The 15847-nt window shown below is 63.0% G+C and carries 10 protein-coding genes and 1 tRNA gene; 5 read left to right on the top strand and 6 right to left on the bottom strand.

The annotated features are described in order from the left end of the window. Positions 1-70: 70 nt before the first annotated feature. From HAHE_RS20945 to HAHE_RS20965, 5 genes are all read left to right on the top strand, one after another. A complete protein-coding gene (locus HAHE_RS20945) occupies positions 71-316 on the top strand; it encodes a hypothetical protein (protein ID WP_338687249.1) in 246 nt (81 codons plus the stop codon). A 97-nt stretch (positions 317-413) separates the two neighbouring features. Continuing rightward, entirely contained in the window at positions 414-1154 is a 741-nt protein-coding gene (gene kdsB, locus HAHE_RS20950) for a 3-deoxy-manno-octulosonate cytidylyltransferase (protein WP_343218225.1), read from the top strand. Between the two features lie 21 nt (positions 1155-1175). Beyond that, on the top strand, positions 1176-2807 hold the full coding sequence (locus tag HAHE_RS20955) for a CTP synthase (protein WP_338687251.1): 1632 nt from the start codon (positions 1176-1178) through the stop codon (positions 2805-2807). Between the two features lie 81 nt (positions 2808-2888). Then, positions 2889-2963: transfer RNA gene (locus tag HAHE_RS20960), tRNA-Arg, on the top strand. A gap of 156 nt (positions 2964-3119) precedes the next feature. Next, positions 3120-3374, top strand: coding sequence for a GIY-YIG nuclease family protein (locus HAHE_RS20965; RefSeq protein WP_338687252.1), 255 nt, complete (start codon positions 3120-3122; stop codon positions 3372-3374). A 34-nt stretch (positions 3375-3408) separates the two neighbouring features. Here the strand turns inward: HAHE_RS20965 and HAHE_RS20970 are convergent, their stop codons facing one another. The 6 genes from HAHE_RS20970 to purD form a co-directional block, all read right to left on the bottom strand. Continuing rightward, entirely contained in the window at positions 3409-5940 is a 2532-nt protein-coding gene (locus HAHE_RS20970; protein WP_338687253.1) for a cytochrome c, read from the bottom strand. A 61-nt stretch (positions 5941-6001) separates the two neighbouring features. Next, positions 6002-11995 (bottom strand): alpha-2-macroglobulin family protein, encoded by a 5994-nt coding sequence (locus HAHE_RS20975; protein WP_338687254.1) that lies wholly within the window; start codon positions 11993-11995, stop codon positions 6002-6004. A 237-nt stretch (positions 11996-12232) separates the two neighbouring features. Then, positions 12233-13156, bottom strand: coding sequence for an aspartate carbamoyltransferase catalytic subunit (locus HAHE_RS20980; RefSeq protein WP_338687255.1), 924 nt, complete (start codon positions 13154-13156; stop codon positions 12233-12235). Then, positions 13146-14006, bottom strand: coding sequence for a hypothetical protein (locus HAHE_RS20985; RefSeq protein WP_338687256.1), 861 nt, complete (start codon positions 14004-14006; stop codon positions 13146-13148). The genes HAHE_RS20980 and HAHE_RS20985 overlap by 11 nt, the downstream gene beginning before the upstream one ends. Further along, a complete protein-coding gene (pyrR, locus tag HAHE_RS20990; RefSeq protein WP_338687258.1) occupies positions 14003-14527 on the bottom strand; it encodes a bifunctional pyr operon transcriptional regulator/uracil phosphoribosyltransferase PyrR in 525 nt (174 codons plus the stop codon). Before pyrR ends, HAHE_RS20985 begins: the two co-directional genes overlap by 4 nt. Further along, complete coding sequence (gene purD, locus HAHE_RS20995; protein ID WP_338687259.1) at positions 14524-15780, bottom strand: phosphoribosylamine--glycine ligase; 1257 nt, start codon at positions 15778-15780, stop codon at positions 14524-14526. Before purD ends, pyrR begins: the two co-directional genes overlap by 4 nt. Positions 15781-15847: the final 67 nt, after the last annotated feature.

The following is a 15847-nucleotide window of genomic DNA, read 5'->3' on the forward strand; positions in this document are numbered from 1 at the left end:
CTACGGGTTCGGCTGCGGATCCGTCCACGTCCGATTTGCCAGCGGCCGGCCCTCCAGCCATCCTCGCCCGATGATCCATCCCGAACTGGCCGAACTCCTCCGCCACCGGCTCGAACTCATCGCCGACCACGACTTCCGGGACCGCGACCCGGATGGCCAGCTCGCGGCGCTGCAGTCCGTTTCTGAAGACATCAGCCGCTGGCACGAGGGGCATCGCGGCCATCTCCACCCGCGCCTTGAGCATTTCCTCAGCGGGTGCTCTTTCGACAAGGCCCTGCGCTTCATCGAGTCGGACGGGAGCTGGTCGGGCCACTGATCCGCACCTTTCTCACTCGTTAGACATCCGGCTCTTGCCCCGCCGCGAGCGGTCCCCTTAGTCTCCCGCATTCGCAGTGACACCGAACCCGAGCGGCATCCATATCACCGGTATTCTCCCAGCCCGCTGGGGGTCCTCCCGCTTCCCCGGAAAGCCGCTCCACGTCATCGCCGGAAAGCCGCTGATCCAACACGTCTGGGAACGCTGCCGCCAATGTTCGAGGCTCGATGACCTGCTTGTGGCGACCGACGACGATCGCATTCTCGCCGCCGCCGAGGGATTCGGAGCGCGGGCCGTCATGACCTCCCCGGACCACCCGACCGGCACCGACCGCCTCGCCGAGGCCGTCGCCGGGCTCCCTGACGCGACCCATATCGTCAACATCCAGGGTGACGAGCCACTGATCGATCCCGCACTCGTCGACGAACTCGCCGCGACAATGGCCGGGGATCCAGAGCTCGACATGGCGACCGCCGCCAATCCTCTCGACCCCGCCGATCCCGCCGTCGCCGACCCGAATGTCGTCAAGGTCGTCATCAGCCTTTCCGGCCGGGCCCTCTACTTCTCCCGCTCCCCGCTTCCCTACTTCCGGAATCCTGTCGACGGCCTAGCGGTGCTCCGTCACAAGGGCATCTACGCCTATCGCCGTAGTTTCCTCGAACGCTTCGTTACATGGCCGCCGTCCCCCCTTGAACGCGCCGAGTCGCTCGAACAGCTCCGCGCCCTCGAGAACGGCGCTTCCATCAAGGTGCTTCCGACCGACGACACCTCCCCGGGCGTTGACACTCCCGAACAGGCGGACCACATCGAACGCCTCCTTTCTTCCGCTACCCACTGATCCCAGCTCACCCGGCATTCCATGAAATACATCTTTGTCACCGGCGGCGTCGTGTCCTCCCTCGGGAAAGGGCTGGCCGCCGCCTCGATCGGCACCCTGCTTGAACACCGCGGCCTCAAGGTGCTGATGCAGAAGTTCGACCCCTACCTGAATGTCGACCCGGGCACCATGTCGCCTTACCAGCACGGTGAGGTCTACGTCCTCGACGACGGTGCCGAGACTGACCTCGACCTCGGCCACTACGAGCGGTTCACCTCCGGCGTCCTCTCGCGGATGAACAACCTCACGTCCGGACAGGTCTTCGACTCGGTCATCCGCAAGGAGCGCAAGGGCGAATACCTCGGCAAGACGGTCCAGTTCATCCCGCACGTCACCGACGAGATCAAGGCGCGCCTGCACAAGGTCACCGACGACAATCCGGAAGTCGACGTGCTGATCACCGAGATCGGCGGAACCGTCGGGGACATGGAAGGCCTGCTCTTCCTCGAGGCCCTGAGACAGTTTGCCCTGGAGGTGGGCAAGGAGAACGTCTGCTTCATCCACGTCACCCTGCTCCCGTTCATCAAGGCGGCCGGCGAGGTGAAGACGAAACCGACCCAACAGTCGGTCGCCAAGTTGCGCGAAATCGGTATCCAGCCGGACATCATCATCTGCCGCACCGAGGCCGATCTCGACGAGGACAACCGGCGGAAGATCGCGATGTTCTGCAACGTGGAGAAGAAGAACGTGGTCGCGTTCCGCGACGTCGCGCACACGATCTACGAGTGCCCGCTCGATCTGCGGCGCGACAAGATCGACCGACTCGTCGTCGACAAGATCGGGCTTGGTCACACGCCCGCTCCCGCGATCGAGGATTGGGAGTCCTTCGTCCAGAAGGTCATCCACCCGCGCAACCGGATCACCATCGCGGTGGTCGGCAAGTACATCGAGCTGCAGGACGCCTACAAATCGATCTACGAATCGCTCATTCACGCCGGTGCCAAGCACGACACCAAGGTCAACATCGTCCGTGTCGAGGCCGAGGCGATCGAGGACCATGGCGCGAAGTCGGTGATCGGCGATGTCGACGGCATCCTCGTTCCCGGCGGATTCGGCGACCGCGGCATCGAGGGCAAGATCCTCGCGGCGCGGTATGCGCGCGAGACCAAGATCCCCTACTTTGGTATCTGCCTTGGCATGCAGATCGCGACGATCGAGTTCGCGCGAAATGTCTGCAAGCTGCGCGGTGCCAACTCGACCGAGTTCGACAAGGAAACGAAGTATCCCGTGATCTGCCTCCAAGAGGAGCAGAAGGGTGTCGATGACATGGGAGCGACCATGCGACTGGGCTCCTGTGAAAGCATTCTCTTCGCCGGCACGAAGGCGTCCGACCTGTATGGCGGAGCGGAGCGGATCCACGAACGGCACCGTCATCGCTACGAGTTCAACTCGGACTTCCAGGACCGCCTCCAGGAAGCGGGTCTGGTGATCTCCTCGGTCTCCGCAGCCGAAGGGCTGGTGGAAATTGTCGAGATCGCGGACCATCCCTACTACATCGGCGCCCAGTTCCATCCGGAGTTCCAGTCGAAGCCGAACAAGGCCCATCCGCTGTTCTCAGGATTCATCGCGGCCGCCCTCGAGCGGGCCAACGCCGAGCTGGCGGCCTCGAAATAGGACCCGGACGGTTCTCCTTGCCAAGAACCGGGACGGACCTTACCAATCCCGCCCGCGCGGGACATGGCTCCCCGCAGAAAAGGACCCGTATTTCAACGGATAGAATGGCGGCCTCCGAAGCCGCAGATGCAGGTTCGATTCCTGCCGGGTCCGCCAGCCTACGCCAGGCTTCAGCTGGCAAGCCAGCCCCCCTCGTTTGCGGGAGCTGAGTATGGAATCGCCACGGCGCTGAGACACTTCATGACCCGAAGTCTTGGCGAAGGCTGCCCGCCGTAGCCTTGGCGGAGGAGGGCTTCTCGGTTCGGATCGCCCATGGACTATGTCTACTTCCTTCGGTCCGAGAGAGATGAAGCTCGAACCTACATCGGCTCTACCGCAGACCTGAAAACACGTCTCAAACGACACAAAGAAGGTGGGGCCAAGCACACCTCTCACTACCGCCCGTGGAAGCTCGTCACCTACCTCGCCTTTTCGACGAAGGATCAAGCCATCCAGTTCGAATTCTACCTCAAAACCGGCTCCGGACGTGCCTCCGCCTCGCGCAGACTCTGGGAATCTGCGGACTGACGACCAGCACCTCGGCTTACGAACTCCCGAAGCCCTATTTCAATTCCGTCAGGTAGGCGACCAGATCCTCGAGTTCCTGCGGCCGGATCACTCCCTCGAAGGATGGCATCGCGGGCTCGAAGCCCTCGGTTACTTGTTTGCTGGGATCGAGAATCGATTCCCGGAGATATCCGTCCAAGCCGTCGGCCTGTCGGCTCGCGATCCCGTTCAGGGCCGGACCCGTAAGTTTCTCGCCCGTTAGCGAATGGCAGCCGACACATCCATAGCGAGCGAAGACTTCCTTGCCTCTTCCCGCATCGCCCGGTTGAAGCTTCGCGTCGGTGCGCTCCCGTTTCACGATCGCGGCCAGATCACCGCCGTCGGGTTTCGGCAAATGGATCGGTCGGGCGTAGAGATCAATGGTGCGGACCTTGGCACTCCCGGTCTCCATCAACTGCAAGGTCAGGCTCATGATGTCGGACCGAAACACCGGCGGAACCTCGATCGTCAGGAAGCGCCGGTCGTCACTCAACCGCACCGCTTGAGGAGTCAACTCATGCTCCCCCGCCTTCCCGTCCCAACGGAAGTGTCCCGATCCATACTTCCCGGTCCGTTGGATGTTCCAGAACCGTAGTGATGCGACCGTCGGCAGACGGTCCTCTCTCATTGGCTTGCGAAACCCGACACGGATCGCTGTCTCCGCGACTTCGAGCGACGAGGGTACCGCGACCGGGTCGCGTTGGCGCAAGCCGGCGATCCCTTCGAGGCCGGGAGTGGTCGGCTTGTATCCGGAGATCCCGAGCCCGACCACGAACAACTCGCCGGTCTCCGGATGACTCGCGCCATTGAGGGTCGGAAAGGAGAACTGGACCGGCAGATTCCAGCCGAACGGCACCCCGACTTCCGGAGTCTCCACGGGAAACAGCCGCCCGTTCCACGAGACCTGCGCAAACACACCGTCCATGTCGGGAAAACCTCTCCCGGAAAGGGTCGCGAACCCCGCCCCCGAACGATTCACCTGATAGGGAAACCAGAGCAACGGCTCAACGATAGGCTTCGACTTCTCGAAGCGACCGGGATCATAGCCAAAAGACGGATTGTCGAAGCCGATGCGATACAGCGGCGTACTGGGAACGTGGTGCCCCTGCTGGTCTGAAGCGAAGACGGATCCGTCGCTTCTCACGCCCACATACGGAAGGCGCAATCCGTCGGCAAGAACCTCCGCCCGATCCCCTGACGGGTCGATCCGAAGCACCGAACTCCGGTGAAGGGACTGCTCGTTGAATGCTCCATTCCCCATTTCGACAATCCCTCCCTTGGCAACATAGAACGATCCGCCGGGACCGAGGTCCATGGACATCGCGTAGTCCCGGGTATGCAGGGTCTGCTCGAAGGCATCCGAGCGATTACGGAAAACGTCGTAGTGACCGTCACCATCGGTGTCGACGAGTTGGGTGATCTGGTCTCGCCCCAACACAAACACCTCGTCATCGACGTTCACCTCGATGTTCGTCGGCTCGAACAGCCCTGTCGCGACCCGCATCCAGCGGGCCACGGGTTGATCGATTCCGGAGATCCGCCAGATGTCTCCATCGAAGCCGCACAGCAGGGCGGTTCCGTCCGAAAGGAACGCGAGATCCATCGGCCGGATCCCGCGACGCTGGACATTTTCCATCGGAATCGAAATCGGCCGAAGATCGAAAGGACCATCCGCCCGGCTCGCCGACGCCTCGACTTCGATCGCCTCGGGAAACATCGGCCGTGCCACTTGCAGAGTCGGAAACTCGACTTCCGCCAGATCGACGGCCTGTCGCGACCGCACCACTCTGGCGGTCTGAGCCTCCTCGGAGGGCCCCACAATGAGACAAGTCCCGATCTCCCGCCCGGCCGACAGACGGACACCCTCACCCGCGATTTGAACGACCGGCAACGACCCCTTCCTGAGGACTCCCCGCGTCGGCCCATCGGCTCCGGCGACATCAGCCTCGAGCCTGAAGCAAAGCTCTCCCCTCCCCGGACCGACCTGGATCAATCGGTCGATCGATCCTTTCTCAAACCTTACGATCTCGCTGACCTCACGCCCGCCGGCCGTGTAGTGCAACACCGGGGTCGAACCGCTGAGACTGATTCCCATCCAGCGTCCGAAGTTTCGCGGCAGCGGCCCCACCGGATCGTCTCGACCGACGAGGTGGCGGGTCCGCGGATCGGGCGAAGGCCGGGCGCCGGACGACACCCCCGGCAGCTCCGGCGAGTGCATCAGGGGCTTCCCAACCGGTTTCGGTGGCCGGCCAGCCTTGGCTTTCTGATCGGGATACGAGATCGCCGCCATCGAATCCATGGTGATCGGCGGCTCACCCTCCGGCACCTTCCAGAACAACGCCCAGCGCAACAGGTCGGGATCAAAACAACCCCAGACACCTTCACCCATCGGCACCAACACCCCCCGGCGGGTCCGGTTCACCTCCTTGCCTTCCTCCGTGACAAGGGCCGAGCGCAGAAAGGGCGTCTGTGGTTCGACAAACGGACCGAACTCCCCGAACACCGGGCACAGGAGCGAAAGGAAGAAGGACAGGCAGGCAGGCTTCACGAACATCCGTTCTACGCCTGCGATGCCTGGCATCCTTCAGCAGCGCCCGCATAGGCGACTCCTACTTCACCTCAACCTGCAGGCTCGCGCTGTGGGCGGCGAACTCGGGTGCATACATGCAGCGAATCTCGGCGATCCCGGTCTGATAGCTACCGCGGTGCTGGATGCGCACGCTGGTCTCGAAGACGTGAGTGCCCGGCGGCAGACGATCGATGAAGAAGTGACTCGCCGTGTCCCGGGTCATCTCATAGTAGCCGAACCCGTCCTGCCAGCGGTAGCCGCTCAGCACGTTGACCGGTTCGGTGCCGCTGCCCCGCTGGTCCTTCAGGTGGACAAACTCCATCGCACGATCGTTACGAAGGACCAGGCGCGTGACCAATTCATCGCCGACCTCGAGCACTCCCTTCACCGGCTCAAGGACCGGCCCTTTCTCCGTATTGCGGCGGACGAACAATTGCTTCTCAAGCCGGAGCTGCTTGCCCTCATGGCTCGTCACCTTCGCCATGTCCTCGAGATACTGCCAGTGCAGGCTCGCCCAGCTCACCCCCTTGTCTGTTTTGACCAGCTCGATCTCACCCAGCGCCGGCTTCACCTGATCCGCCACGAACCGCTGCTCATAGAAGCCGGTTCCCGGCTCCACCTTGCCCGGCTCGACCTTCTCACCACCAAGGCTGACCTGGAGCAAAGCATCCGAGGAAAGCAGGTCCCGTCCACCCATCAGCAAGGCGTAGACCGCATCCGATGTCGCCTTGGTCGTCTTCCAGTCGGCAACCTGCTTCTGCTTGATCAGCCAGACCTGGCAGTCATCGACCGCCTTGTCGTCGCCATCCACCTCGCGGAACACCTCGATCATCATCGCCTGCGTTTCGATCGGCGCCTGCCACCACCACCAGCCATCGCCTTCGGCATCCTTCCAGAACATCCCCTGCTCCTCATCGACGGTCGCGTTCTCCTTGAGTGAGCGGGTGATCAGACCCGGCACCTGCTTCTCGCCCAGACGATGGAGCGCCATCGCGACATGTCCCCGAGACATTCTGCTGCCAAGGGTCGTCCAGTTCTCCCTCGCTTGGCCTGCGAAGTAGTCGAAAGCCACCTGATCCCGCTTCGACAGGGCCTTGTCCTTGAGGAAAAGTGTCCGTGTGTAGAGATGGTGGGCGACCCACGGGGAAAGATGGTTCTTCTCCAGATCCTCCTTCGAAATCCGATGGTAAACTCGCGTCAGCTCCGCATCGAGGGCTCCCAATGATTTCAATGCCGGAGTGATGTCTGTCGGCACGCCGAGATCCCGCAGTCGGCCGAAGCCGGTCGTGATATAGAGCGTGATATACTCGCTGCCACTGCCGCCGGGAAACCATGGCCAGAGACCGTTGGGCAACTGCATGGCGTTCAGCTTGCGCATCGCCTTCTCCAACTCGTTCGACATGTGGTTCTCGTCGAAGAGCAGGCCGACCCTCCGCCTTGCCTCCGATTCGTTCTTCGCGTCCGCGAGCCACGGAGTCTCCTCGATCATGATCCCCTTCAGGTCCTCGTTTTTCAGCAGAGGACTGTCGAGGGTGTCGGTGCCCTTCCACAGGTCGAAAATCCGCCGGATCTTGGGATCCGAATCGGCGATGTGTTGGCCAAGGGCATTGGCATAGTAGCGGTTGAAGGTTTGCTCGGAGCACTCGTGGGGGAACTCCATCAGGTAAGGCAGCGCCATCACCGCATACCATGCGGGTTGCGAGACGACCTGCAGATGGACAAACCGGTTCTCCAGCGAGTCCGAATTCCCACTGTCGAGGAGCTTGTCGAACCTGAAATCCTTCGTGACGGCATCGCGAATCGGCAGCGACATCGACTCGGTCACCAGGATCCGCCGTGAAAGCACCGGCAGCCAGCCCTCCTCACCGTCGCTCAGGTTTCCGGTCGAAGCGGTCGCGCGGTAGCGGAGAAACCCTTCGCCATCCGGCACCTTGACCCGCCAGCTCAGGGTCTTGCTTTGCTTGGCCGCCACCTCGAAGTCCCGGGTCTCCGCGTCGATCCCGAGAGCCTCATTCCTGCTCGCCTCGGTAGCAGCATCGTCGATCGCGAGGCGTGCGGTCCCTTTCTGCACGGCATCGCTCAGATTGCTGATCTTGACCGTGAATTCCAGTTCGTCCCCTTCCCGGAGGAAGCGCGGCGGATTCGGCTGAACCATCAGATCCTTCGCCGTCACCGTCTCCCCGTCGAGCAGGCCGCTCCGCAAGTCCTTGTCATGCGCCATGCCAAGGAAACGCCAGGTCGTGAGAGCCTCCGGCATGGTGAAGCTTATTCTTACCTTGCCATCCTCGCCGCTGACGAGATCCGGAAAGAAGAACGCGGTCTCGTTGAGGTTCGTTCGAACCGGAACGGGAGCATCCGCATCGCCACCACCTCCGTCGTCGGACGCACCACCTTCGCGCTTCGCTTTCGCCATCCCACCCTGCGCCGCACCGGGAGCCGCGTTCGCCAATCCGTCGGCACCCTCCATGTCCATGGCCGCCATCGGCGCGGCCTCAAAGGCCATCTCCTCACTGAGCATGGTGGCGTCAACCGCACCTCCACGGGCAAACACCGCTCCACCTCCTCCACCGCCATCGCCAAACGCCCATGCGTTTCTCCGACGACTCTGGAACCCTCCGCCGCCCACAGCGAACTCCCGATAGGGATCCTTCAGACGATACCATTCGATGCCCGGGTACTGGGAAATCATGTCGAACCCGCGCGAGCTGGAGCTGAACTGGTTTCCGAGCCACACCCCGCTCTCCCGACGAAGCAACCCGCTCAGGTTTCCGAACCCATGCGGAGCGAACGCATCCAAGGAGGCGTCGTAGAGTGTCGCGACCATCTCCGCGGCAGCCGCCTCGCCATCGGCGCCCTCGATCACCGCGGTCCATGTCTCCTTCACGCCGGGTTCCAGCTTGGACACGATCCGCTCCCAACTGAGCTTCAGCCGCTTGTTGGTCCACGGCACCTCGATCGGATGGGTCTCTTCGTGGAAGCGGTTCATCGTCACCTGCTGGATCACCACCGTCAGCCCACCACGGAGCGACTCCTCGATCGGGAAGCCGAAGGTCTGCTGGGTGCGTCCCGGCGCGGACCACTCACGCTTGAGAAGATTACCATCCGAGTAGAACTCGACCAACGCGCGGGCCTTCTCGTGCCCGCTTCCCCAGAGCAGTTGGAACTCTTTTCCGGGTTCAACCGTCCAAGTCGGAGCGGTCACGACAAATGGCTGCATGGTCGGATAGTCGTCACCCTCCGGATCGAACACCCGGATACCCCGGAACGCTTTAACGTCTCGGCCATTCGCATCCTTGGTCTCGAACACGAGACGATAGGCGCCCGGCTCGAGTTTCCGCTTGAAGGTGGCGGTGCCCGCTTTCTCGCCTTCTCCCGCCTCCGTCTTGAGAGGCACTTCGGCGACCACTTCGCCAAGCTTCCAGTCGTCGGGATCGATCGATGGATGAGGGGACTCCTCCTCACCCCTCGGGCCGTATCCCGAATACTCCGGGCGCGGGCAGACTTCCGGTTCTTCCAGACGGTGGATCTTGACCCCCCCTTCCGCGGCCCTCGCGACTCCGTCATGGGACTCGGTGCGCAGGGTGAACTCGATGTCCTCATCACTGACCAGCCAGTCCTTTGCCCGAATCGAGGCGCGTAGCGTGGTGTAGGCGACCGAGATGGTGCGGGTCGCGCTCCGGGTCTCGCCGGCTCCATCGGTGATATCCACCGTGACCCGGTAGTCGAAGACCGGCTCGGTGTCCTCGGGCACCGTCAGGTCGGGCTTCGCGGTGAACTTGATTTCGAAGCGACCCTCCGCATCGGTTTCGCCTTCGCCATGAGCGATCTCCTCCGCCCCACTGCTTGGCGGCTGATACCACCAGCACCAGCGGATCCAGTCGGGCCAGCGGGCCTGGCGGGTCACACGCCACGTCACCTTCGCGCCATCGACCACCGCGCCGGTGTAGGCCTCGGCCTTCGCCACCACCTCGACTTCTCCGCCAAGTTTCGCCTCGTTCTTCGCAGGCTCGATTTCGGAGAAGAATTTCGGCCGCTTGTATTCCTCGATCCGGAACCTCGCCACTCCGCTGCCGTTCGCGGCCCGGATCTGGTAGTATCCCAATACCCTTCCTTCCGGAGCCGTGAAGCTTCCGGAAAACGAACCGTTGCCGTTCGTCTTGAACTTCAGCTTCGCCACTTCCTCACCGTTGGGATCGCGCATCACGGCATCCCCGCTTCGGCCGGCGACGGCTCCATACTTCCCGTTGGCCGGATCCGATTTGCACCACACTCCCTTGAAGTGAACCGTCTGGCCGGGGCGGTAGATCGACCGGTCCGTGAAGAACACGATCCGCTCGTAGGGCCGGGTCTTGGAACGCTCGCCGCCCCCGCTCCAAGCGCGGGCAACCGCCCGCTCGAGATCCCTCTTCGCCATGACGAGCACCTGGCGATTGGCGTTCTTGAACCGAAAATACCCGTCCTCACCCGTGACTGCCTTACTCGAAACGGTCCCCTTTCCGTTGTCGCGGACACTCCAGGCCCCGACCTCGATTCCCTTGATCGGCGTTCCGGTCACGGCATCGGTCACGAAGCCATCAACTCCGGCACCGGCACCCCGACGAACGACCAGCGCGAGCGGCGATATGTGGAGAGGAACGCGGGCGATCGCGTTCTTCCCCATCTCGAACCCCTCCTCCGAGCTTGCGACCAGCATGTGGTATCCGGTGGGAAACTCCTCCGGAGCCTTCAGCCATGTCGTCCGGGTGGCGTAGTCTCCACCATCAGGCAGCTCCGAATCCCACTCCAGAACCGGCTTGGCCTTCAGGATCTCCTCAAACCGTTTGCTGTTCGGCATCGGATCCCCGCTGATCGTCCGCTCGTTCGGTTCGAAATTGAGCGAGTAGAGCCGGAACCAAACCCGGTCCAGATTGCGATGGCTCACCCGGATCTCCTCGCCAGCCGGCGACCACTGCGTCTGGGTCTGGAGCGAGATCTCCTTGCGCTCCAGCTGGGCCGCGACGTTCCCGCAAAGCTTTCCGAACGGATGCTCGGGAAACGCATCCCGACCGGCCACCGTCGTGTCGTGTGCCGCCTTCGTTTCGTCCTCACCGAGGAGACTTTGTGCCAGCATCCAGCGGGCGCGGGAGCTTTCGGGGTGCTCGGCGTGGGCCGTGGCAAATCCCTCCAAAGCCTTGCGGTAGAGCTCGTCCGACTTCTCACCCACCATCGCGCTTCCGGCTGCGGAGAGACGCTCGAGATCGGCATGCAGAAAGGCCGAGGGATCCTCATCCTCTTGATGGAAGGTCAACAGGTTCTGATAGAGCGTGATCGCCCGGACCGCCGGTGAGTCTTCCGGTTCGGGCTTCCATGCGAGGAAGTCCTCGACTGCACCAAGGGCTGGCGAGTCCTCCAGAATCTCAAACGAATCCTCCGGCTTCGCTGCCGCGGTTTCCCCGAGCGAGTAGAACTTGGCCGCTTCATAGGACAAGAAGTCGAAGACTGTCGGCCTGAGCCCGTCACCGAGCGTTGACTTGCTGAGCAAACCTTCGAGCTCCGCAGCTGGCATCTGCTTCAGAGCCTCCGCATCCTTGAGCGCCGATTGCAGCCGGGTATCGATCTCGGTCAGGATTCGCGCCAGACTCCATGCCTCGATGTCATCACCCTCGTCGTCCGCCTCGCTGCGCCCCATGTAGCGCCAGCGGTTTTGCTGATAGTGGCGAAAGAGCCACTCCGCCGAGAGCACCCGCAGGACCGGCTGGAGCTCCCCGGGAGCGGTCGCCATCGCCTCGTCGATCGCCTTCACCGCCTTCGCGGTGCCGCCGTCGATCCGCGCCTGCTGCAGCATCCGCATCACCATCGCTTTGCCGGCCTCGCCCCACTTCTTCTCCGCCATGGCCGCCTTCTCGATCGGCTCCAGCAGCTGGACCACCGTCTTCGGCTGGTCATTTTCCAAGGCCTTCTCGACCGCCTTCCATTCCTTCTCCCGATCCGCCGCCATCAGCGGAAAAGCGAGGCACCCGACACATACGATCCAACGAAACACTCTGCTCTTCATCGATTCTCTGGGAATGGTCTCCCTGCCACATTGGCAGCAAACACAAAGGTTGTGACACCTGAATCGGGAAAAGATTAGGGAAAACTCCTCTCCATGGACCGCGAGCTTCAGCTCGCCCCGGAACCCCGGGGAGCCGGACCGACGGGGCGAGCTGAAGCTCGCGGTCCATCCAGATTACCCTGGTTTCCACCTCACTACGGACAAGCGAGGGCGCTTGTCCCTACCTTGACCGCCCGCCTACTCCTCGCCGCCCGGCTTCAGCGAATAGAGCACCGACATCCGGACCGCGATCCCGTTCTCCACCTGGCGATTGATCAGGCTGCGCCCGTAGTCGAGGGCCTCGTCGCACAGCTCGACACCGCGGTTCACCGGACCGGGATGCATCAGCCAGATTCCTTCATCATCGAGACGCTTGAGACGCTCCGGCGTCACTCCGTAGACCCGGTGATACTCCCGGAGGCTGGGAAAATACTGCACGTCCTGCCGTTCCATCTGGACCCGCAGCAGGTAGACGACGTCCGGCTTCCATGCCATCGCCTCGTTGTAGTCCGTGAAGCGTCTCACTCCATCAGGGCAGGCTTTCGGCACGAGCGAACCGGGACCGAGATACGCGACCTCCATTCCCAAGCGTCTCAACACGCTGCTCGTCGAACGCGCGACCCGGCTGTGGAGGATGTCACCGACAATCAGCACCTTCCTTCCCGCCGGTGCCGGAATGACTTCCTTGACCGTAAAGGCATCCAGCAATCCCTGCGTCGGGTGTGCATGGGCACCATCGCCCGCATTGATCACGCTCGCCTTGGTCTGGCGCGCGATCATTCCCGGCAGTCCGCTGCGCTTGTGCCGGACGACGATGAAATCGGTCCGCATCGCCTGCAGGGTCTCAACCGTCTCCCGAACCGACTCTCCCTTCACCACGGAGGATTGGAACACGTCGAAGTTCGTCACGTCGGCCGACAGCCGCTTCGCCGCGACCTCGAAGGACGAGTGGGTTCGGGTTGAGGGCTCGTAGAAGAGCATCAGCACCGACTTACCCTTCAGTGCGGGAACCTTCTTCACCGAGCGGGTGAACAGATCCTTGAAAGGCACCGCCTGATCGAGAATCCGATCGATCTCCTCGCGGGAGAGGCTGGCCAGTTCGAGAAGATCCTTACGCGCCATGGAGTTCGGGGAAGAAGTAGAGGGTTCCGAATACAAGGACAAGCACCGCGATGATCGTCAGGAATCCGGCGTGGTGCATCGAGAGTTTCTTCAGCAGCGAGATCCACGCCGCTCCCAGCAGCAGGATGCCCGCGGTGGCAGCCAACGTGATGAATACCGCCCTCGTCCGCCACTCCGCCGCGGCAAACTCCTGCAGCCACCCGAATGGCAGGTCCATGATCGGAGACTTGGAAATCCAGAGCAGGTCGAGAACCCCGACAGAAACCCCGATCAACGCGAGTCCGTAGAGCAGCAAAACCACCGGCAACGGTGCGGTCTGCTTCGCCAGATACATCGCCGGCGCCTCGTTGGCAGGCGCTTCGATCCGACGCAGTCGTGTCAGTTCCTCATCGGTATGGCGCCGGACGGGTAGCGACCCGTCCTCGCGATGCCGGACCTGCTTGGGCTGATCGACCACCAGCCCGCGAGACTTCCTCAAAGAATGCGTTCCCACCGCTTTCGGCGCCTTCAGCGGCACGGTGGGCTCCTTCGCCGACCGTTCGGTGACGGCCTCGGATGCAGGCGGTTCTTCGACCGCTTCCGGCTCTGGCGTCGGCTCCTCGACCGGCTTCTCCTGCTTGGCGGGAAGAGACTCACGCGCCAATTCGATTTGCTGCTCCTCCGCAGACGGAACCGGTGCCTTCTCAAACACCGCGGCCTTCAACTCATCGGCCGCGCCCTCCTCCTCAGCCGGTTCCTCCCGGCGCACTCCCGGGGCGCCTGGCGGCGGTCCGTCCGCCGAAATGCCCAGCGACTCCCGCAGGGCCGCGAGTTCCTCCGGGGTCTTGCGGCGTTCGGGAAGCGGACTCACGTCGCGGGCTTGATCTCAATCTTGTCTTCGCCGTCGGTTTTCACGAGCGACACGTAAACGTGGTCATGGCGGGCGGTCTCGAGCGGAATGCCGACGTAGTCCGGCTGGATCGGCATCTCACGATGGCCCCGATCGATCAGAGTCGCCAGTTCGACCCGGGCGGGCCTGCCGTAGTCGGAGAGCGCATCGAGTGCGGCGCGGATCGTCCGCCCGGTGAAAAGCACGTCGTCGACCAGGATCACCCGGGCTCCGTCGACCTCGAACTCGATGTCGCTGCCCTGCAGCTTCGGGTTCTGGTGCAGGTGCTCGTAGTCGTCACGATAGAGGGAAATGTCGAGGGTTCCGAAGTCCACCTCGCGGCCCTTCGACTTCAGCAATTCCCGGATCCTTTCGGCCACTTCGTCACCGCGGCTGCGGATCCCGACCAGAGCGACGTTGTCATCGCCCGTACGCTGGAAAATCGCATCCGCCAAGGCTTCGACTCCGTCCGCGATCTCACTGGGGCCGAGGGTTCCGCTCATGGTGTCTCAAAGTGGAGGATTCCGATATCGCGGCGCCGTTGCATGCCGTCGAACCGCACATGGTCCGCCGCCGAGTGGGCCGAACTTACCGCCGATTCGCGATCGGTTCCACCGGCAACAACCGCAAGCACCCGACCGCCGTTGGTTTCCCAGCCTTCCGGCCCGAGCTTCGTTCCCGCATGGTAAACCCGGGCGCCACCGACGGTGTCCAGGCCCGAGATCACATCACCGCTGTGCGAACTCTCCGGATAGCCTGCGGATGCCAATACCACGCAGACGCTCCAGCCTTCATCGAACGCGATCTTCGACAGATCCAGGTCACCCTTTGCGCCCGCCAGGCAGAAGCCCGCGAGATCCCCCTTCACCAACGGCATCACCGCCTGGCACTCGGGGTCACCGAAGCGACAGTTGTACTCGATCACCTTCGGACCGTCGGGTGTCATCATCAGTCCGAAGTAGAGGAAGCCCCGGTACGGCAAACCTTCAGAAACCAGACCCGCCACGGTGGGCGCGACGATCTCTTTCTCGATGCGCTCCAATGCCTCCGCAGGAATCAGCTGTCGGCTCGCGACCGCCCCCATGCCTCCGGTATTCGCTCCGGCATCTCCCTCGCCGATCCGCTTGTAGTCGCGGGCCGGGGTGAAGACGAGATAGCCGTCGTCGACGACAGCCGCGAAAATCGAAACTTCCGGGCCTGTCAGGAATTCCTCCACCAGCACCCGGCCCTCGCCGAATCGCTTCTGCACGAATACCTCGTCGAGAAACGCCTCGCCCTCGGACTCCTCCAGACAAACGGCGACGCCCTTCCCGGCAGCGAGACCGTCGAACTTGAGTACCACCGGATATCCGCCGCCGATCGCGGCCCGGGCCTCCTCCAGACTGGCGACCGCCGAAGCCTTGCCGGTCGGGATCGTATGCCGCTCGAGGAAACCTTTCGCAAACTCCTTGGACGCCTCGAGTTGCGCCGACTGCTTGTGCGGTCCCCAGCAGGGAATGCCGGCCCCTTCGCAGAGATCCGCCAGTCCCTCACCCTTCACCAGATAGCTCTCCTCCCCGGCCACGCAGAGCTCGACCGCGTTCGCCTTCATCCACCCGACCAGCGACTCCAGCCCGTCGGCCTCGACGGGCTTCGCCAGCTCGAAAATCGCGTCACTCCCCGGAAAACAGAACACCTCGTGCTCCCCCGGGGACTCCACCAATGCCCGCACCAGCGCGTGTTCGCGCCCGCCCTTTCCGACCACCAGAATCTTCATCCGCGCCCTTTCTCCCCGATCCCGCTGCCCGCATCAACCCCGAATCGAAAGGTCGAAAGGTCAACGC

Origin of the sequence: Haloferula helveola, assembly GCF_037076345.1 — a bacterium.
Classification (GTDB): domain Bacteria; phylum Verrucomicrobiota; class Verrucomicrobiia; order Verrucomicrobiales; family Akkermansiaceae; genus Haloferula; species Haloferula helveola.